The following is a 19554-nucleotide window of genomic DNA, read 5'->3' as shown; positions in this document are numbered from 1 at the left end:
CTTAATCAAGCCGGGCCGCGGCCCAGTCGGGACAGGGCGCTTCGTCGATGCGCACCGGGCAGCCGACCGGCACCCGCGGATAGAGTTCGAGCAGGTCGGCATTGCGCAGGCGCACGCAGCCATGAGAGAGCGGTACGCCCATGGGTTCGCTGTCCGGCGTGCCATGGATATAGATGTAGCGGCGGAAGGTGTCGACCTCGCCGAGCCGGTTGACTCCCGGCTCGCAGCCGCTCAGCCAGAGAATGCGGGTCAGGATCCAGTCGCGACCGGGAAATTGCTCGTGCAGGGCCGGTGACCAGACCTCGCCGGTCCAGCGTCTGCCCCGCAGAACCGCCCCCTGCGGCAGACCCTCGCCGATCTTCGCCCGCACCCGGTGCTGGCCGCGCGGCGTGCAGCCGGAGCCGGAGCGCTCGCCCGGCCCGTTCAGCGCCGTAGACACGGGAAAACGCAGGACCAGCGAGCCGCCGGTCAGCCCATACAGGGCCTGATCGGCAAGGGAGATATGGAGAAGGTCGAGAAATCGCATAGGGCGGCTAGCTTAGCCGATCGAACCGGCGGCGCCCACTGGCTGGCGCTCCGTTTCCTTTGCTCCCTATCGTCCTCCGGCCATCAGGCCCGGGTCCGGCATGCGCCGGATCGGCGCCGCCTCCTTGTCGCGCGTCTTGAGACGGGCACTGGCCAGCATCTCGTCATGGACGGCGCTCTCCGCACGCAAGCCGGCGGCCAGGAAGGGCACCAGCAGGCGCAATAGCTGTTCGGTGGAGGTCTGCACGCCGAAATTTTCCTCGGCCATCAGGGTCAGCGCCTTGAGTCCGGACATGCTGAAAACGGCGGCGCCGAGCATGAAATGCGCCCGCCAGAATAGCTCGATGGGCGGAATGGCAGGAGCCGCCTGCTGCAGCAACAGCAGGTAGCGGCGGAACACCTTGCCGTACATGTCCTCGAGGTAACTGCGCAGATATCCGTGCCCCTGGCTGAAGGCCAGACCGACCAGCCGCATGAAGGTGGCAAGGTCGTTCCCGCTGCGCGGCTTCACCGCCAGCGCCCGATCCACCAGCATGTCCAGCAGTTCCTCGAGCCCGGGATGGTATTCCTGGCCGGCCTGGCGGCGATCCAGCTCCCGCTCCAGACTGAGACTGAAGGGGCCGAGAAAACGCGAGAAGACCGCCTGGATCAGCGCCTTCTTCGAGCCGAAGTGATAGTTGACCGCAGCCAGATTGACCCCGGCCCTGCTGGTGATCAGGCGCAGCGAGGTTTCGCTGAACCCCCGCTCCGCGAACAGCCTCTCCGCGGTATCCAGGATCCTTTCGACGGTTTCCGAATAGGTCATGTTTCCTCCGCCTGTCTGAGCATCGTTCCTGTTCAGGCACCGGTCCTTGGCCGCCCTCCATGCTCCCATCCTGGCTTACCGATGTGAAGACGCTATTGCTGCCGTACTCACTCCAAGCCAACGACGATACTGAAGACTTCCAGCTTGCTCGAGCTGTTCGCTGCAAGGGATGTTGACCGGCGAGTCCGCTACCGGTTGCCCAGGGGACAGCGAAGGAGCCGAACGGTTGCCAATCGGCAGGGGCTGTATATAATCCCAGTCATTGTATAAAAAACCAGGACCGCCCCATGTCCAAACTGACGCCCCGCCAAGTCGAAATCCTCGCTTTCATCAAGCGTTGCCTCGAAGACAATGGCTACCCTCCGACCCGGGCGGAAATCGCCAAGGCGCTCGGCTTCAAATCGCCCAATGCCGCCGAAGAACATCTGAAAGCGATGGCCCGCAAGGGCGCGATCGAAATGACGCCGGGCGCCTCACGCGGAATACGCATTCCCGGCGCCGAAGTCGACAGCGAGACGACCGATGGCCTGCCGATCGTCGGCCGGGTGGCTGCCGGCGCCCCCATCCTCGCACAACAGCACATCGAGGAAGCCTGCCGGATCGATCCCGGCTTCTTCCATCCTCGCGCCGATTACCTGCTGCGCGTGCACGGCACCAGCATGAAGGACGTGGGGATCAACGACGGCGACCTTCTGGCCGTGCACACCACCCGCGAAGCACGCAACGGGCAGATCGTGGTAGCCAGACTGAACGACGAAGTCACCGTCAAACGTTTCAAGCGCGAAGGCGACAAGGTCTGGCTGATCGCCGAGAACCCCGAATTCGCACCGATCGAAATCGATCTGAAAGAGCAGGAACTCATCATCGAAGGTTTGAGCGTCGGCGTGATTCGCCGCTAGGAGGCAATATGCAGTTCCAGCAGCCCGTGCAAGCGTCCCAGTCCCAACTATCCCTGTTCGAAGCCTTCATCGCTCAACCGAGAGCGGTGAGAGCGAAGGAGAAGACGGAGTCCTCTCGCATCCTGGAGCAGGATGCCTTCAGCGAACTGACCCTGCGCGGCGCCGCTGGAAATTGCCTGTTTCTGCTGGCCCCCGTCCTTCGCGAACTGAGCCAGGGGGATGCCGGCCGCTGGCTCACCCTGGTCGCGCCTCCCGCCAGCCTGACCCAGGGCTGGTTGCGCGATGCAGGCCTGAACCGCGAACGCATCCTACTGCTGCAACCCCGCCCCGGGCAGGACGTCACCGAACTGACCTGCGAGGCCCTGCGCCTGGGCCGCAGCCACACGGTGATCAGCTGGTTCAATCAGATGGATCAGGCGACTCGCCGGAAGCTGCTGCAGGCGGCCAGCCTGGGCAATGCCCAGAGCCTGAATATCCGTCTGGGGTGAGCGGCTCCGCCCCGAGAAGCGAGGGCTTGCCGGGCGCGGAAGAGAGAGGGGGCAAACGACGTGCATCGCATCGGATGCATGGACCGTGGAAGAAGGCTCGCCCGCGAGCAGCCCGATCGGTAGCCCCGGTCAGTGCAGGACCCGCGGCAGCTCTTCGTCGTCAAAATCGCCCGAGGCCAGGCGCCCGGCCATCTGCACGCCGACGTTGAGCATGGCCTTGGCAACCTCGATGTGGTAGCCCTGCAAAAATTCCTTGGCGCTTTCGGAAAAGTCGAGAATCACCAATTCCTCCTCGTCATCCGCGCGACGCAGTGCTATGCGACCATCGGGCAGTTCGACGATTTCCAGGAAGGAGGTAGGCATAAGGCTCGGCTCTTCAAAAAAAGACCGCCATTGTAACAGTCGAAACCGCTCGCCCCTATACCTCATGCCGGGGTGACCAAGCCGCCCGACAGAATCCCACTTCGCGCGAAGGATCGAGAAGCCTGCGCCGAGGCCCCTCCCCGGCTCGCTCCGAAGAATGGCCGGGCCGGCTCACCACTCGGTCAGAGACCCACGGAAGCGCAAGGCCATGTCTTTCAGATGCTGGCGCCACTCTTCCAGTTGCTCGGGCTTCAGGGCCCGCTCTTCCTCCTCGTCCAGGCTGACCGCCTCGATCAACGGCAGAGAGGGATCGACCTTGGCCTTGCTCGGCGCCTGCGGCGGCAGGAACAGACGGGCATGTTCGGCCAGCAGTTGCGCCAGCCAGGTTTCCGGTTGCTGGGCCAGTTCAACCAGCTCGGCCAACTCCGGACTCGGAGCCGCCTCCAGCACCGCGGAGCTGAGCAATTGTTCCACGCGCGGGGACCTGGCCTCGGGCAGACGGTAGAAACCGGCGATCTCATGGCAGAGCCCTAGCAGCGCCCCGTACAGATGGAAGAGCACGGCCTCGCGTTCCGCCTGGATGAGCGCCTGGGCGTTCATGCCCCCGCTCGCCTCGGCCTGACGCCAGGCCTTGAGGGCCAGGCCGGCGAAATGGATTTTCTGGTTGGTACGGGTATAGAGCTCATGAGCCATGACGGCACCCTCCGGATCAATGCGGCCACTATATACCCATGACGACGGGATCAGGGCCGACGGACAGCTGAAAGGCGAACCCGGCCCGAGAGCGGACGAGCCGCCTTCGGGACAGGTCTCGGGAATGGAAGCCGGCCGGGCAGTCGGAAGCGCTCGCCCCCTGCCCGGCCGAGGCCGGGATCAGCGCTTGTCCTCGACCTGCCACGCGCCGTTGCTGTAGAAGGCGCGCCAGCCGGTGGGCTTGCCCTCCACCTCGCTCTGCACGTACTGCTCCTTGGTCTTGCGGCTGAAGCGGATCACCGCCGGGCGCCCTTCCGGGTCCTTGGTCGGCGCGTCCAGCAGGAAGTGGTACTTCGGATCGATCTCGTCCCGGTGCGGCAGCAGTTCGAGCACCAGGGGAGCGCGGGTTTCCCGATTCTTCGGGAACTGGCTGGCGGCGAGAAACAGGCCCGAGGCGCCGTCGCGCAGCACGTAGGTGTCGTCGACCTTCTCGCACCGGAGCTCGGGCATCTTCACCGCATCCATCTTCGGCGGCGCCGGCTCGCCGCTCTTCAAGAGCTTGCGGGTGTTCTTGCAGGCGGGATTGGTGCAGCCGAAGAACTTGCCGAAACGGCCGGTCTTCAGTTGCATCTCGCTGCCGCACTTGTCGCACTCCAGGCTCGGTCCTTCGTAGCCCTTGATGCGGAACTGGCCTTCCTCGATCTCGTAGCCGGAGCAGTCCGGGTTGTTGCCGCAGATGTGCAGCTTGTGCTTCTCGTCGAGCAGGTAGGCATCCATCGCCGTGCCGCACTTCGCGCAGCGACGCTTGTTGCGTAGCAGGCGGGACTCCGACTCGCCCTCGTCGTCCTCGGCGATCTCGTCCCCGGGGATCAGGTTGATGGTCGACTTGCAGCGCTCCTTGGGCGGCAGGCTATAGCCCGAACAGCCGAGGAACACGCCGGTCGAGGCGGTGCGGATCATCATCGGACGGCCGCATTCGCGGCAGGGAATGTCGGTCAGGGTCGGCTGGTTGGCGCGCATGCCCGCTTCGCTGGACTCGGCGACCTCGAGCTTCTTCCGGAAATCGCCATAGAACTCGTCGAGCAGGTGCTTCCAGTCGCGCTCGCCCTGGGCCACGTCGTCCAGGTTCTCCTCCATGCCGGCGGTGAACCCGTAGTCCATCAGGTTGGCGAAGCTTTCCGAGAGACGCTCGGTGACGATGTCGCCCATCTTCTCCGAGTAGAAGCGGCGGTTGTGCAGGGTCACGTAGCCGCGTTCCTGGATGGTCGAGATGATCGCCGCGTAGGTGGACGGACGACCGATCCCGCGCTTCTCCATCTCCTTGACCAGGCTGGCTTCGCTGTAGCGGGCCGGCGGCTTGGTGAAGTGCTGGCTGGGATCGAGCTTGAGCAGCTCGAGCAGATCGCCCTCGGTCATGTCCGGCAGCACGTCGTCTTCGCCGGGCTTGGCCAGCTGCGGCAGCACGCGGGTGTAGCCGTCGAACTTGAGGATGCGACCCTTGGCGCGCAGCTCGAAGGCGCCCGCGGCGACGCTGACGCTGGTCGACAGGTATTCCGCCGGCGGCATCTGGCAGGCGACGAACTGGCGCCAGATCAGGTCGTAGAGGCGCTCGGCGTCGCGCTCCATGCCGGACAGCTGGGCCGGGCGCAGGTTGACGTCGGAGGGGCGGATCGCCTCGTGCGCCTCCTGGGCGCCTTCCTTGCTGGTGTAGACGTTCGGCGCGGCCGGCAGATACTTGTCGCCGAACTCGCTCTCGATGAAGCCACGGGCCATGGCCACGGCATCGGCCGAGAGGTTGGTCGAATCGGTACGCATGTAGGTGATGTAGCCGGCCTCGTACAGGCGCTGGGCCATCATCATGGTCTTCTTCACCGAGAAGCCGAGCCGGTTGCTCGCCGCCTGCTGCAGAGTCGAGGTGATGAAGGGCGCCGTGGGCTTGCTGCGGGTCGGCTTGTCCTCGCGCTTGGCCACGGTGTAGCTCGAAGACTTGAGCCGCTCCAGCGCGGCCATGGCCTGGGCCTCGTTGATCGGCTTGAAGGCCTCGCCGTTCTCCCGTGCCACTTCGAAGCGGACCTTGGCGCCCTTCGTGGTGGCCAGGTCGGCGTGAATCTCCCAGAACTCTTCCGGGATGAAGGCACGGATCTCGCGCTCGCGCTCGACGATCAGCTTGACCGCCACCGACTGCACGCGGCCGGCGGACAGGCCGCGGGCGATCTTCTGCCAGAGCAGCGGCGAAACCATGTAGCCGACCACGCGATCGAGAAAACGCCGCGCCTGCTGGGCGTTGACCCGGTTGATGTCCAGCTCGCCGGGATGGGCGAAGGCTTCCTGGATCGCCTTCTTGGTGATCTCGTTGAACACCACACGCTTGTAGCGATCGTCGTCGCCGCCGATGGACTCGCGCAGGTGCCAGGCGATGGCCTCCCCCTCGCGGTCCAAGTCGGTGGCCAGATAGATGGTGTCGGCTTCCTTGGCCAGACGGCGCAGCTCTTCGACGACCTTCTCCTTGCCCGGCAGGACCTCGTAATGGGCTTTCCAGCCGTGCTCGGGATCGACGCCCATGCGGGCGAACAGCTGGCGCTTGGCCTTCTCCTTGGGCGACAACGCCGGCGCTTCCGCCGCGCTCTTGCCGCGCTTGGCCGGTTCCTTGGCGGTGCTGGCCGAGCCGCTGGTGGGAAGGTCACGGATGTGGCCGATGCTCGACTTCACCACGTACTGGTTGCCCAGGTACTTGTTGATGGTCTTGGCCTTGGCCGGGGATTCCACGATGACCAGCGATTTGCCCATGGATCGGTTAGTTCCTAATTCGAGAAAAGGGAGGCAGGAGACGTCCGAGAGGCCGTCGACAAACCCGGAGAGGCCGCCAGGACAAGGCAAAAATGGCTGAAAAATGCGGCTTAAGCACTATAAATCGGCATTTTGAAGCCATTTTCCATGCGCTATCGGCTACGCGGCAGTGTTTCGCGACCTGTTGACCCGGCGCTATATATAGTGGCGGCCGACGTGCGGTCAAGCGCAAGCGCCATTCAGGGTTGCGGGAAAACCGGAGATTCGGCACGGATCAAAGCAAAGCGCGGCACCGTCCGTCCGTCAACCTCGACGCTCTCGACGAACATCGAGAGCGGCCTGACCCACAGCCCGAATTCGCCGTAAAGCGCCTGATAGACCACCAGCTCCTCCTCCGTCTCGGAATGCCGCGCCACCCCGAACACGCGGTATTCGGCACCCTTGTAATGGCGGTAGAGACCGGGTTGTACAGTCATGATCTTTCTCTCGGCTGGACGGGAAATACGCAGGGCAGCGGACAAGCTCAGCTCGCCCGCTCCGGGGGAGACGAAATGACGCGGCAACGAGTGCGGCGGCGAAACCCGCGGACACCGATCGCCCGGCCGGCCTGCGCCGGCCGGGCGATCTTCACACCCGCTCGAACACGGTGCTGATGCCCTGCCCGAGGCCGATGCACATGGTCGCCAGGCCGAAACGGCCGCCCCGCTGCCGCATGATGTGCAACAGGGTGCCGCAGATCCGCGTGCCCGAGCAACCGAAAGGATGGCCCAGGGCGATGGCGCCGCCGTGCAGGTTGACCTTCTCGTCGAGTCTGTCGAGCAGTTCGAGATCCTTGAGCACGGGCAGCGCCTGGGCGGCGAAGGCCTCGTTGAGTTCGACGTAGTCCATGTCGCCCATGGTGAGGCCGGCACGCTGCAGCACCTTCCAGGTCGCCGGCACCGGACCGTAGCCCATGATCGACGGATCGACGCCGGCCACCGCCATGGCCCGCACCACCGCCAGCGGCTGGATGCCGAGATCCCGGGCGCGCTGGGCGGACATCACGATCATGCAGGAAGCGCCGTCGGTGATCTGCGAGGAGGTCCCGGCGGTCACGCTGCCGTTCTTCGGATCGAACACCGGCTTGAGCGCGGCCAGGCTTTCCAGGGTGGTGTCCGGGCGGATGGTCTCGTCGTAATCGAACAGCCGGAGAAATCCGTCCTGGTCATGGCCCTCGGTGGGAACGATCTCGTCCCTGAAGCGACCCTCCACCGTGGCCTGGTGCGCCAGACGGTGGGAACGCACGGCGAAGGCGTCCTGCTGCTGACGGCTGATGCCGTGCATGCGCCCGAGCATCTCCGCGGTCAGCCCCATCATGCCCGCGGCCTTGGCCACGTGCAGGGACAGCCGCGGATTGGGATCGACCCCGTGGGTCATCGGCAGATGGCCCATGTGCTCGACGCCGCCGACGACGAAGACCTCGCCGTTGCCGGTCTGGATCGCCTGCACCGCGGTGTGCAGCGCACTCATGGAGGAGCCGCACAGGCGGCTGACGGTCTGCGCGCCGCTGCTGTGGGGGATCGGCGTCAGCAGGGCAGCCATGCGCGCGATGTTCCAGCCCTGCTCCAGGGTCTGGTTGACGCAGCCCCAGATGACGTCCTCGACCTCCGCCGGATCGATCTGCGGGTTGCGCGCCAGCAGCGCGGTGATCAGCTGGGCCGACAGGTTCTCCGCCCGGGTGGAGCGATGCATGCCGCCCTTGGAGCGGCCCATGGGGGTGCGACCGGCATCGACGATGACGGCATCTCTCGGATTCAGACTCATGGATGGTTCCCCTGGGCTCAGGCGAAGAAGGTCTGGCCGTTCCTGGCCATTTCCCGCAGTTTCTCGGTCGGCCGGTACAGCGCCCCCTGGTCGGCATAGCGATCGGTCAGGGCGACGAACTCGGCCACCCCGACGTTATCGATGTAGCGCAGCGCCCCGCCGTGGAACGGCGGGAAGCCGATGCCGTAGACCAGTCCCATGTCGACCTCGGCGGCCGATCCGACGATGCCCTCCTCCAGGCAGCGCACGCTTTCCAGGCACAGTGGCAGCATCAGGGAGTGGACGATGTCCTCGTCGCTCAGCTCGCGCTGCTCGAAGACGATCGGCGCGAGCACCCCGGCGACCTCCGGATCGGCCAGCTTCTTCGGCTTGCCGCCGGCGTCCGACTCGTAGCGGTAAAAGCCCTTGCCGTTCTTCTGCCCCAGGCGCCCGGCCTCGTAGAGCGCATCGATGGCGGTGCGCCGCTCCTGCTTCATCCGCTCAGGGAAACCCTCGGCCAGCACGCCGCGGGCATGGTGGGCGGTGTCGATGCCGACCACGTCGAGCAGGTAGGCCGGCCCCATGGGCCAGCCGAAGGCCTCCATCACCCGGTCGATGCGCTGGAAGTCGATACCGGCGCCGAGCAGCCGGGCGAAGCCGTCGAAGTAGGGAAAGAGCACGCGGTTGACCAGAAAGCCCGGGCAATCGCGGACCACGATCGGGTTCTTGCCCATCTTCCGGGCGAAGGCGACAGTGGTGGCGATGGTCCGCTCGCTGCTCTGCTCGCCGCGGATCACCTCCACCAGCGGCATCACCGGCACCGGGTTGAAGAAATGCATGCCGCAGAAGTTCTCCGGGCGTTTCAGCGAACGGGCGAGGAAACCGATGGAGATGGTCGAGGTGTTGGTGGCGAGGATGCAGTCGTCCTTCACCGTCCCCTCCACTTCGGCCAGCACCGCCTGCTTGACCTTGGGGTTCTCCACCACCGCCTCGACCACCAGGTCCACCTGGCCGAAATCGCCGTAGGACAGGGTCGGCCGGATGCCGTTGAGCGCCTCGGCCATCTGCGCCGGGGTCAGGCGGCCCTTCTCGACGCGCTTCTCCAGCAGCTTGGCGGCTTCGGCGAGGCCCTGCTGGATGGCTTCCTCGCGGATGTCCTTGATCAGGATCGGCGTGCCCTTGAGCGCTGACTGGTAGGCGATGCCGCCGCCCATGATGCCGGCACCGAGGACCGCGGCCTGATTCACCGCTCGGGCGGCCTTCTCGTACTGCCTGGCCTTGTGCTTGAGCACCTGCTCGTTGAGGAACAGCCCGACCAGGCTGGCCGTCACCGGAGTCCTGGCCAGCTTGGCGAAGGTCGCGCTCTCGATCTTCAGCGCCTCGTCGCGCCGGGCGTTGGCCGCCTTCTGGATGCATCTCACCGCCGCCACCGGCGCCGGGTAGTGCGGCCCGGCCTGGGCGGCCACCAGGCCCTTGGCGCTCTCGAAGGCCATCATCTGCTCGATGTTGTCGAGCTTGAGCGGCTCCAGCTTGGGCTGGCGGCGGGCGCGATAGTCCAGCTCGCCGGCGGCCGCCCGCTTCAGCAGATCGAGGGCCGCCTCGCGCAGCCGCTCGTCAGCGACCACGGCATCCACCGCGCCGAACTTCAGCGCATCCCGGGCGCCGTAGTCCTTGCCGCTGGCGATCCACTCGATGGCGTTGTCGCTGCCGATCAGCCGCGGCAGGCGCACGGTGCCGCCGAAGCCCGGGATGATGCCCAGCTTGACCTCCGGCTGACCGACCCGAGCCGATTCGGCCACGACCCGGTAGTCGCAGGCCAGGCAGATCTCGAAGCCGCCGCCCAACGCCATGCCGTTGATGGCGACCACTGTGGGCAGCGGCAGGTCCTCGAAATCGCAGAACATCCGGTTGACCTCGCCGCACCAGCCGATCAGCTGCTCTTCCGGGGCGCGGAACAGGCCGACGAACTCGGTGATGTCGGCGCCGACGATGAACATGCCCTTGGCGCTGGTGACCAGCACGCCTCTGAGCGAGGTCTCCGCCCGCAGCGCGTCGACGGCCTGACGGAATTCGTTCAGGGTGAGGCGGTTGAACTTGTTGACGGAATCGCCCTCGAGGTCGAACTGCATCTCGGCGATGCCATCCCCCAGGGCCTGGACCCGGATGGCTTTCCCTTTATAGATCATCGACTGATTCTCCCAGTGGAAGCTGAACCGGCCGCGCGTTACGCCAACCGACGCCGTAGCCGCGCATTCTGCGGACAGATTCGGCCAGTGCCGGTTTCAGGATAGTTGCACGGCACGGGGCCGGCCATCGGGCATGGCCGCCGGGCAATGTCCGACAACGGCTCATGCGCGCATCCGGCACCTGCCCGCTCCCTCGGGCAAGGGCCGGCAGCGGCGAAAGATTGCCTCCGGGCGCCGGGCACTGCAGAATTTTTATGCAGGTTAACTAATCGGAAGCAGCGCACGCCCATGTCCAGCAAGTCCAGCCCCTCCCCGGCCGTCGCTCCGCAGGCCATCGCCCAACCGGCCGACGGCCCGCTGGACAGCTCCCTCGACGACCTGCTCGGCTATGCCCTGCGCCGCGCCCAGCTCAAGGTCTTCCAGCACCTGGTCAGCCGCCTCGTGGCCTTCGACCTGCGGCCGGCGCAGTTCACCGCCCTGGCGATCATCCAGCAGAACCCCGGCCTGATGCAGGCCGACCTGGCCCGCGCGCTGGCCATCGAACCGCCGCAGGCGGTGGTCCTTTTGAACAAGCTGGAGAGCCGCGGGCTGGCGGTGCGGGTGCGCTGCAAGCCGGACAAGCGCTCCTACGGCATCTTCCTCAGCAAGGCCGGCGAGACGCTGCTCCGGGAGCTGCACGAGGTGGCCGCGCAGAGCGACCAGGAGGCCACCGCCGCGCTCAGCGCCGAGGAGCGCCAGCAGCTGATCGGGCTGCTGCACAAGATCTACCGCTGAACCGCCGCCGGCCGCCGCGCCGCTCCTCCACCCTGCCCCGTGTCGGCCGGACCGTGAGCGGCCTCATCCGCGCTCATCGGCGGAAGCGTCGCCGATGAACTCGCCCTTGCCGAAACCCTCGTCCTCCTGACCGGGCATCGCCCCGGCGCCCGCGGCGGCACTCTGGCGGAAGGCCTTCGGCGACTGCCCGGCGAGGCGACGGAAGAACCGCGAGAAGTAGGCCGGGTCGCTGAAGCCGAGCGCGTCGGAGAGCTCGTTGACGGTCATGGTGGTGTAGACCAGGTTGCGCTTGGCCTCCAGCAAGAGACGCTGGTGGATCACCTGCAGGGCGCTCTGCCCGACCAGTTGGCGGCACAGGCTGTTCAGGTGGACGCCGGAGAGCCCGACGCGGTGGGCGAACTCGTCCACCGACAGGTGCTCGCGGTAGTGCTGCTCGACCAGTCGCATGAAGCGCATCAGGTACTGGCGGTTGCGCTGGCTGGCGCCGAGCGAGGCGGCGTGCTGGCGCTCGCGGCGACCGAGCCAGACCATCAGCAGGTTGACCAGCGACTGCAGCTGCAGCTCGCGCCCCGGCTCGTGCCCCTGGTATTCGCGAAACAGCGTCCCGAACAGCAGATCGAGCCAGGCGCGGTCCGTGCCGACCGGGTAGCAGGCGAATCCGCCCTGCACGCCCAGGTGATGCCCCAGAAGCTCTTCCAGATGCACCACCAGGGGCGCGGCCAGGGTCAGCACGTAACCCTGGACGTCCTCGGAGAAGCGGAAGCCGTGCACGCAGAGCGGCGGCACCACCTGGATCGCCGACTCGGTCAGGCGCAGTTGCCGGTTCTCCACCTGGGCCAGCGCCTCGCCCTCCTGGAGGTAGAGCAACTGGAACAGGTCGGCATGGCGGTGCGGCTTGATCTCCCAGTGATGCAGGCTGCTGCGCTGCGCGATCGACTCGCAGTGCAGCAGGTCCGGCGTCGGCCAGGCCAGTTGCTCCCCGTACAGCTTGAACACCGGGGCCTCGGGTACGCTCGGCCTCATGGGCGACCTCCTCTGGTTCGATAAGCGAACGGATCATCCAAAAGTACCAGCAATACCGCTTAAATCACCTTATTTTCCCCAATCCGCCAAACAAAAATGCAGAGGCCATCAGCGAAGCCGGCCCTGCGCAGGCGGGCCGGTCCCAACCGGAGAGACAATAAGAATGAAGACTCAAGTGGCAATCATCGGCGCCGGCCCGTCCGGCCTGCTCCTCGGCCAGTTGCTGCACCAGGCTGGCATCGACAACGTGATCCTCGAACGCCAGAGCCCCGACTACGTGCTCGGCCGCATCCGTGCCGGCGTGCTCGAGCAGGGCGTGGTCGACCTGCTGCGCGAGGCCGGCGTGGCCGAGCGCATGGACCGGGAAGGCCTGGTCCACGAGGGCATCGAGCTGGTCTGCTCGGGCCGGCGCATCCGCCTGGACCTCAAGGCGCTGTCCGGTGGCAAGACGGTGATGGTCTACGGCCAGACCGAAGTCACCCGCGACCTGATGGACGCGCGCCGGGCCAGCGGCGCGCCGATCGTCTACGAGACGCAGAACGTGCAGCTGTTCGGCCTCAAGGAGGAAACGCCCTACGTCACCTACGAGAAAGACGGCCAGCCCCACCGCCTCGACTGCGACTACATCGCCGGCTGCGACGGCTTCCACGGCGTGTCGCGCAAGAGCATTCCGGCCGAGGTGCTGTCGCACTACGAGCGCGTCTACCCGTTCGGCTGGCTCGGCCTGCTGTCCGACACGCCGCCGGTCCACGAGGAGCTGATCTACGCGCACACCGACCAGGGCTTCGTGCTCTGCAGCCAGCGCTCGACGACGCGCAGCCGCTACTACCTGCAGGTGCCGCTGAGCGAGAAGGTCGAGGACTGGTCCGACGAGCGCTTCTGGAGCGAACTCAAGCGCCGCCTGCCGGGCGACGTGGCGGCGAAGGTGATCACCGGGCCGGCGCTGGAGAAGAGCATCGCGCCGCTGCGCAGCTACGTGGTCGAGCCCATGCAGTACGGTCGGCTGTTCCTGGTCGGCGATGCCGCGCACATCGTCCCGCCGACCGGCGCCAAGGGCCTCAACCTGGCCGGCAGCGACGTCTGCTACCTGTTCCGCATCCTGGCCAAGGTCTACCGGGAAGGCCGCACCGACCTCCTGGAGAAGTACTCCGAGCTGGCCCTGCGCCGGGTCTGGAAGGGCGAGCGCTTCAGCTGGTTCATGACCAACCTGCTGCACGACTTCGCCGGCAGCGACGCCTTCGACAAGCGCATGCAGCTGGCCGACCGCGAGTACTTCCTCGACTCCGAGGCCGGGCGCGTGACCATCGCCGAGAACTACGTCGGCCTGCCCTACGAAGAGGTCGCCTGAGCCCGGCGCATCGAATAAGCCGCCCCGCCCGGCAAAGGACTTTCCCGGGCGGACGGGGCGCCGGGGACAATGCTCATTGTTCGAGGAAGCTGGAGGTGACCAGCACCGGGTAGTGGGAAAACCCCAGCAGGGCCGCCAGATCGTCGCCGGTCACCGGGATCAGCTGCAGCCCCTCCGCCAGCTGGCGCAATTCCGCAAGGCCCGCAGGCGAAGCGACGTTCACCACCAGACCGAGCGCGTTCAGCCGCCGCAGCTTGTCCCGCTGCAGCCTCAGCCAGCTCCTGGACAGGCTGTCGTCGCCGACCAGGAACACCGGCCGCAGGCTTGGAACATCGATCGCACGGCTCTCGACCGGACCGGGCGACAGGCTCCAGGAAACCACCGGCAACATCTCGGCCTCCCACGGCGCCAGGGCGGCGGCGGCCGGTTGCGGAGCCCCGGCTTGCCGGGTCCGCTCCGGCCCCGTCGACGAGCATGCCGCAAGCAGGCCGGCCAGGACGCAGCAGAGCATCCGTCTGCGCCAGTCATTCATCGGGATCATCGCTGTCATGGACTGCTCGCCATCAGGAGGAAAAAGCCGTCGGCCATGCGGGCGTGGTCCACTCGGGGCCAAACGCCGTCATCCGTCGTCCCTCTCTTGGATCGACAGGTCTACCGTTGCCATATTCGACGAATCGCGAGGTGATTATCAACGACCAGGCCCCGCCGCTCCCCCCTGCAATCGGCGGGGAATGGCGCAGCGATCCGGTAAGGATGCCGGCCCCCAGTAGCAAGAAGCCGCTCGATGAGCGGGCCTCTTGCTGGGTCAGACACCTGCTTGGCCTGGGCCGATGGAGACGACGACGATCTCTCTGGCGACGCCCTGCTCCTTCAGACGTACCGCCTCTTCAACGGCGATCTCGCAGAAGGGGTTCACTCGGGCAGGAACGGCAGCGGCTGGCGGCTGGCTTCGATCAGCGCCAGGCGGTGGTCCGCCTCAGGCAGCAGGTAGGCGAAGAAGAAGGCCGCCGATTCCAGCTTGCCGGCATAGAAGGGATCGTCCGTGCGCCCGGCGGCCAGGCGCGCGCTGCGCGTCCAGGCGAAAGCCAGGGCGACCAGGCCGAGCAGGCGCAGGAAGTCGCCCGCCGCCCGGTAGGGCCGCTCCGGGTCCCGCGCCGCGGCGGCGGCCAGCCCTTCGGTTGCGGTGGTCAGGCGGTCGCAGTACTGCCCCAGGGCGGCGGCGAAGGCACCGCACTCCGGGCTGACCGCCGCGATCTCCGCCTCGGCGCGGAAGTCCTCCAGCAGATCGCACAGCACGGTGCCGCCGTCGCCCAGCACCTTGCGCAGCAGCAGGTCGTTGGCCTGAATCTCGTTGCTGCCCTCGTAGATCATGGCGATGCGACTGTCGCGCAGGGTCTGTTCGATGGCGTACTCCTGCACGTAACCGTAGCCGCCGAACACCTGCAGCGCCGCGCTGGCCAGACGGAACCCCTGCTCGGTGAAGAAAGCCTTGACCAGCGGGGTCAGCAGCATGGCCCGGCCCTGCGCCCGGGCGCGCAGCGCCGGATCGGCGCCCTGCTCGGCCTCATCGAGCAGGTGCGCGGTCCAGTAGCCCAGGGCGCGCATGCCCTCGGTGAGGGTGCGCAGTTCGAGCAGGGTGCGGCGCATCGCCGGGTGGTAATGGATCGGGTCGGCCGGCGCCTCGGCGCGTCCCTCCGGACGACGCACGGCGCGCATCTGGCGGCGCTCGGCGGCGTATTGCGCGGCGTTCTGCCAGGCCGCCTCGGCATGCCCCAGGCCCTGCAGGCCGACGTGCAGGCGCGCCGAGTTCATCATCACGAACATCGCCGCCAGGCCCTTGTGCGGCTCGCCGAGCAGCCAGCCCTCGGCCTGCTCGAAGCTCAGGGTGCAGGTGGCGCTGCCGCGGATGCCCAGCTTGTGCTCAATGCCGTCGCAGCGCACCGCGTTGCGGCGGCCGTCGGGCAAGCGCTTGGGCACCAGGAACAGCGAGATGCCGCGGCTGCCGGGCGGCGCGTCGGGCAGGCGGGCGAGCACCAGATGCAGGATGTTCTCGGTCAGGTCGTGCTCGCCGCCGGAAGCGAACAGCTTGCTGCCGCTGATCCGGTAGCTGCCGTCCGCGGCCGGCTCGGCGCGGCTGCGCAGCAGGCCCACGTCACTGCCGGCCTGCGGCTCGGTCAGGCACATGGTCGGCAGGATCTCGCCGCTGACGATGGCCGCCAGGTAGCGCTCGCGCAGCTCGGGCGAGCCGTGGGCGCGCAGGCATTCGTAGGCGCCGTGGGCGATGCCCGGGTACATCGCCCAGGCATGGTTGGTCGAATAGATCATCTCCAAGAGCGCGGCGTTGAGCAGTTGCGGCAGGCCCTGGCCGCCGTCCTCCGCGGCGCAGGCCAGCGCCGCCCAGCCGCCGTCGACGAAGGCCCGGTAGGCGGCGGGAAAGCCGTCCGGGGTGCTGACCCGGCCGTCGTCGAAGCGGCAGCCCTGGCGGTCGCCGGGCGCGTTCAGCGGCGCCAGCACGCCGCTGGCGAAGCGTCCCGCCTCCTCGACCACCTGGGCGGCCAGTTCGCTATCCAGACTCTCGAAGGCCGGCATCCGCCGCCAGTCGGCCGGCGCCGCCAGCCATTCCTCGATGACGAAGCGCATGTCGCGCAGCGGGGCTTGGTAGTGCCACATGGCAAATCCTCCAGTGAATGCTCAACCCCGGTAGTCGGGGTTCTCGATCAGCATGGCCATGCCCTGGCCGCCGCCGATGCAGGCCGCCGCCACGCCGTAGCGCAGCTTGGCGGTGCGCAGCTGGCGCGCCAGGGTCAGGGTCAGGCGCAGGCCGGTGGCGACCAGCGGATGGCCGAGGGCGATGGCCCCGCCGTGGACGTTCAGGCATTCCGTGTCGATCTCCAGCTCGCGCTGCACGGCGAGCACCTGCGCGCTCTGGGCCTCGTTGATCTCGAAGCGGCCGATGTCGGCCAGCGTCAGGGCGCTGCGTTCGAGCAGCAGGCGGATCGCCGCCACCGGGCCGATGCCCATCCGCTCCGGGGCCACCCCGCAGGCGCTGACCGCGCGCAGCCAGGCCAGCGGGCGGGCGCCGGGGAAGTCGCGGCAGGCGCCGACCAGCGCGGCGGCCGCGCCGTCCACCACCGCGCAGCTGTTGCCGGCGGTCTGCACGCCGCCGGCATGTACCGGACGCAGGCGCTGCAGGGCCTCGAACGAGGAGGCGCGCACATGGCTGTCGCGCTCCACCGTCTCGACGCCACGCGGCAGGTCGAGGGCGCGCTCGCGGCCGCCCTCCAGGGAGAAGCGGGCGCGTTCGAGCGGCAGGATCTCGCCGGCGAACCAGCCGGCCTCCTGCGCGGCCAGGGCGCGCGCGAAGCTCCGGGCGGCGAAGCGGTCGACCGTCTCCCGCTCGAGTCCGTGGATACGCGCGAGGTTTTCCGCCGTCTGCAGCATGTCGATGCCGGCCGCCGGATCGAACAGCGCCTCCCAGAGGAAGTCCTTGAACTCCACCGGCACGCCGAGGCGGAAGCCGCCGCGATGCGTGTAGGCGGCGATCGGGTTGCGCGACATCGACTCGCTGGCCACGCACAGCGCCAGCGCGGCGCTGCCGCGGGCGATCTGTTCGCCGGCCTGCCGGAGAATCTCGAAGCCGGTGCCGCAGATGCGCTGCACCGCCAGCGCCGGCACCGCCTGCGGCACGCCGCTGTAGAGGCCGATGTGGCGCGGCAGGAAATAGGCGTCGAAGCTGGCCTGGGCCATGGAGCCGGCGATCACCGAATCCACCGCCGCCGCCTCGATGCCGCTGCGGGCGAACAGCCCGCGGGCGACGGCGATCCCCAGGTCGATGGGCGAGACCTGCGCCAGCGCGCCGCCCAGATCGACCCAGGGAGTGCGCAGGGCATCCACCAGGCAGACCTCGTCGAACGCCGAATACAGTCCGGCCGCGCGACTCATGCGAGCACCCGCCCGGTATCCTCACCGGCGTACAGGGCGTCGATCAGCGCCTCGCGCTGCTGCAACACCGCGCGCTGGTTGATCGAGCCCTTGTCGGTCACTTCGCCGCGGTCGATGCACGGCGGCTCGGCGAGCAGGCAGGCCCAGGCCAGGCGGCTGGCGTTGCCGGTCGCGGTGCGGTTGAGCTCGTCCAGCAGTGCTCTCAGCCAGGTGCGCACCACCGGCGCTGCCAGCACCTCGGCGGCCGGCGCCGACTCCGGCAGGCCGGCCAGGGCCCGGCACTCGGGCAGGCGCGGGAAGATCAGCAGGGCCAGCTCGGGGCGGTTCGGCCCGGTCACCACCACGTCCTGGATATAGGGCGCGCCGGCCAGGATGATGCGGGCGCGCAGCGGCCCGACGCTGACGAAGACCCCGGAGGACAGCTTGAAGTCCTCGGCGATGCGCCCGTCGAACAGCAGGCCCAGCTCGGGACGGTCGGGGTCGACCAGCCGGAGGGCGTCGCCGGAGCGGTAGTAGCCCTCCTCGTCGAAGGCCTCGGCGCTGAGCTCGGGCTCGCGCCAGTAGCCGGCCATCACGTGCGGGCCGCGAAAGCGCGCCTCCAGCTTGCCGCCCACCGGCGCCAGCTTCAGCTCGCAGCCCGGCGCCGGCACGCCGACGTAGCCGGGCAGGTCCACCGGCCCGGTACTGAAGGTGCAGGACGGCGCCGTCTCGGTCATGCCCAGCCCGGCCATCGTGCGAATGCACTCGCCGCAATGCGCCTCGGCCACCCGGTCCAGCCGCTCGCGCACCGACTGCGACAGCCCGGCGCCGGCGAAGAAGAACAGCCGGACCTGGGCGAAGAAGCGCTCGCGCAGCCCGGCGTCCTGCTCCAGGGCGCCGGCCAGCTCTTCCCAGCCCTTGGGTACGGTCAGGTAGGCGGTCGGCGAGATTTCGCGCAGGTTGCGCAGGGTCTCGGCGAAGCCCTCGGGCGTCGGCTTGCCGTCGTCGATGTAGAGGGTGCCGCCGTTGTAGAGGGCGATGCCGACGTTGTGGCTGCCGCCGAAGGTGTGGTTCCAGGGCAGCCAGTCGACCAGCACCGGCGGCTCCTCGGCGAACGCCGGGAAGGTCTGCAGCAGCATCTGCTGGTTGGCGCAGAGCATACGCTGGGTGGTCGGCACCGCCTTGGGCAGCTTGGTCGAGCCCGAGGTGAAGAGGAACTTGGCGATGCTCTCCGGCCCGACCCGGACGAAGGCAGCATCCGCCGCGGCGGTGTCGGTCGGCCGCTCCAGCTCGGCGAAGGTACGGCAGGGCCGACCGGGCAGCGCGCCTTCGCTGAACAGCAGCGGCACGTCTGGCGGGATCACGCTCCCGATGGCACGGGCATAGGTCGCGCTGTCCGCGGCGAAGACCAGGCCGGGGCGCAGGCGCTCGACGATGTGGCGCAGCTTGGCCAGATCCTGCGACAGGGTGGAATAGGCCGGCGACACCGGGCAGTAGGGAATGCCCACGTAGAGGCAGGCGGTCGCCAGCTTCAGGTGGTCCAGGCCGTTGCCGGAGAGGATCAAGAGCGGCCGCTCGGCGCTCAGCCCGTACTCCAGCAGGTGCTGGCCGATGGTCCGGGCGCTGTCCAGCATCTGCGCGTAGCCGAGGCGCTGCCAGGCCCCGTCGGCGCCGCGCCGGGCGACCAGGGTCTGCTCGGGGGTCAGCCGCGCCCAGTGCCGCAGGCGGTCGAGCAGGCGCACCGGCAAGGGCGCCAGGGGTTCCAGGGGACGCAGGTAGAGGCAGCCGTTCGCCGTGTCGAAGGCGACGCCCGGCTGGCCGATCGCCACTGGACGCAGGCGCGGCTGCGCCACAGGGAAAGGGGACTCGCAGACCTTGCTGTTCATTGCACTCCTCCCGCAGGACGCCGCCGCAGGTGCGGGGCGCGGACCGGCCGTGGCCGGCCCTGTGTTGTTCTTGT

Annotated in this window: 17 protein-coding genes and 1 pseudogene; 4 read left to right on the top strand and 14 right to left on the bottom strand. The window is 68.0% G+C overall.

All coding sequences use genetic code 11. The features are described 5' to 3' along the window. Position 1 precedes the first annotated feature (1 nt). Both ACFOJE_RS15600 and ACFOJE_RS15595 read right to left on the bottom strand, forming a co-directional pair. On the bottom strand, positions 2–526 hold the full coding sequence (locus tag ACFOJE_RS15600) for a L,D-transpeptidase family protein (RefSeq protein WP_377815400.1): 525 nt from the start codon (positions 524–526) through the stop codon (positions 2–4). 66 nt (positions 527–592) lie between these two features. Continuing rightward, positions 593–1330: a TetR/AcrR family transcriptional regulator gene (locus ACFOJE_RS15595; RefSeq protein WP_377815399.1), complete on the bottom strand. Its 738-nt coding sequence runs from the start codon at positions 1328–1330 to the stop codon at positions 593–595. A 287-nt stretch (positions 1331–1617) separates the two neighbouring features. Here ACFOJE_RS15595 and lexA point away from each other — a divergent pair, with 287 nt between their 5' ends. After that, a complete protein-coding gene (gene lexA, locus ACFOJE_RS15590) occupies positions 1618–2229 on the top strand; it encodes a transcriptional repressor LexA (protein WP_377815398.1) in 612 nt (203 codons plus the stop codon). An 8-nt stretch (positions 2230–2237) separates the two neighbouring features. Next, positions 2238–2717: an SOS-induced cell division inhibitor SulA gene (sulA, locus tag ACFOJE_RS15585; RefSeq protein WP_377815397.1), complete on the top strand. Its 480-nt coding sequence runs from the start codon at positions 2238–2240 to the stop codon at positions 2715–2717. 129 nt (positions 2718–2846) lie between these two features. Here sulA and ACFOJE_RS15580 read toward each other — a convergent pair whose 3' ends face one another. The 6 genes from ACFOJE_RS15580 to fadB all read right to left on the bottom strand — a co-directional run bounded on the left by ACFOJE_RS15580 (position 2847) and on the right by fadB (position 10528). Continuing rightward, positions 2847–3080, bottom strand: coding sequence for a hypothetical protein (locus ACFOJE_RS15580; protein WP_377815396.1), 234 nt, complete (start codon positions 3078–3080; stop codon positions 2847–2849). A gap of 171 nt (positions 3081–3251) precedes the next feature. After that, positions 3252–3773: a DUF6586 family protein gene (locus tag ACFOJE_RS15575; protein ID WP_377815395.1), complete on the bottom strand. Its 522-nt coding sequence runs from the start codon at positions 3771–3773 to the stop codon at positions 3252–3254. A gap of 180 nt (positions 3774–3953) precedes the next feature. After that, the gene (topA, locus tag ACFOJE_RS15570) at positions 3954–6560 is read right to left on the bottom strand and encodes a type I DNA topoisomerase (RefSeq protein WP_377815394.1); all 2607 of its coding nucleotides are present in this window, start codon (positions 6558–6560) and stop codon (positions 3954–3956) included. Between the two features lie 239 nt (positions 6561–6799). Continuing rightward, a complete protein-coding gene (locus ACFOJE_RS15565) occupies positions 6800–7036 on the bottom strand; it encodes a DUF1653 domain-containing protein (RefSeq protein WP_377815393.1) in 237 nt (78 codons plus the stop codon). A 151-nt stretch (positions 7037–7187) separates the two neighbouring features. Beyond that, positions 7188–8363, bottom strand: a complete 1176-nt coding sequence (gene fadA, locus ACFOJE_RS15560; protein ID WP_377815392.1) for an acetyl-CoA C-acyltransferase FadA — start codon at positions 8361–8363, stop codon at positions 7188–7190. Positions 8364–8380: 17 nt separating this feature from the next. Beyond that, the gene (gene fadB / locus ACFOJE_RS15555; protein WP_377815390.1) at positions 8381–10528 is read right to left on the bottom strand and encodes a fatty acid oxidation complex subunit alpha FadB; all 2148 of its coding nucleotides are present in this window, start codon (positions 10526–10528) and stop codon (positions 8381–8383) included. A 288-nt stretch (positions 10529–10816) separates the two neighbouring features. Here fadB and ACFOJE_RS15550 point away from each other — a divergent pair, with 288 nt between their 5' ends. Then, entirely contained in the window at positions 10817–11302 is a 486-nt protein-coding gene (locus ACFOJE_RS15550) for a MarR family winged helix-turn-helix transcriptional regulator (protein ID WP_377815389.1), read from the top strand. Positions 11303–11365: 63 nt separating this feature from the next. Here ACFOJE_RS15550 and ACFOJE_RS15545 read toward each other — a convergent pair whose 3' ends face one another. Further along, complete coding sequence (locus tag ACFOJE_RS15545; protein ID WP_377815388.1) at positions 11366–12325, bottom strand: helix-turn-helix domain-containing protein; 960 nt, start codon at positions 12323–12325, stop codon at positions 11366–11368. 163 nt (positions 12326–12488) lie between these two features. Between ACFOJE_RS15545 and pobA the strand changes: the two genes are divergently transcribed. Further along, positions 12489–13673, top strand: coding sequence for a 4-hydroxybenzoate 3-monooxygenase (gene pobA / locus ACFOJE_RS15540; protein ID WP_377815387.1), 1185 nt, complete (start codon positions 12489–12491; stop codon positions 13671–13673). Positions 13674–13746: 73 nt separating this feature from the next. Here the strand turns inward: pobA and ACFOJE_RS15535 are convergent, their stop codons facing one another. The 5 genes and pseudogenes from ACFOJE_RS15535 to ACFOJE_RS15515 all read right to left on the bottom strand — a co-directional run bounded on the left by ACFOJE_RS15535 (position 13747) and on the right by ACFOJE_RS15515 (position 19480). Continuing rightward, a complete protein-coding gene (locus tag ACFOJE_RS15535; protein WP_377815386.1) occupies positions 13747–14223 on the bottom strand; it encodes an integrating conjugative element protein in 477 nt (158 codons plus the stop codon). Positions 14224–14487: 264 nt separating this feature from the next. Next, positions 14488–14592 (bottom strand): annotated as a pseudogene (locus tag ACFOJE_RS15530) (electron transfer flavoprotein subunit beta/FixA family protein); the annotation flags it as partial. Continuing rightward, entirely contained in the window at positions 14586–16343 is a 1758-nt protein-coding gene (locus ACFOJE_RS15525) for an acyl-CoA dehydrogenase C-terminal domain-containing protein (protein WP_377815384.1), read from the bottom strand. The gene ACFOJE_RS15525 and the pseudogene ACFOJE_RS15530, both read right to left, overlap by 7 nt. A 21-nt stretch (positions 16344–16364) precedes the next feature. Then, the gene (locus tag ACFOJE_RS15520) at positions 16365–17615 is read right to left on the bottom strand and encodes a thiolase family protein (protein WP_377815383.1); all 1251 of its coding nucleotides are present in this window, start codon (positions 17613–17615) and stop codon (positions 16365–16367) included. Further along, entirely contained in the window at positions 17612–19480 is a 1869-nt protein-coding gene (locus ACFOJE_RS15515) for a feruloyl-CoA synthase (protein WP_377815382.1), read from the bottom strand. Before ACFOJE_RS15515 ends, ACFOJE_RS15520 begins: the two co-directional genes overlap by 4 nt. Positions 19481–19554 lie beyond the last annotated feature (74 nt).

Origin of the sequence: Azotobacter bryophylli, from assembly GCF_042643485.1 — a bacterium.
GTDB lineage: Bacteria > Pseudomonadota > Gammaproteobacteria > Pseudomonadales > Pseudomonadaceae > Azotobacter > Azotobacter bryophylli.
The sequence above is the reverse complement of the archived record's forward strand: the minus strand, read 5'-3'. Positions and strand labels throughout refer to the sequence as shown.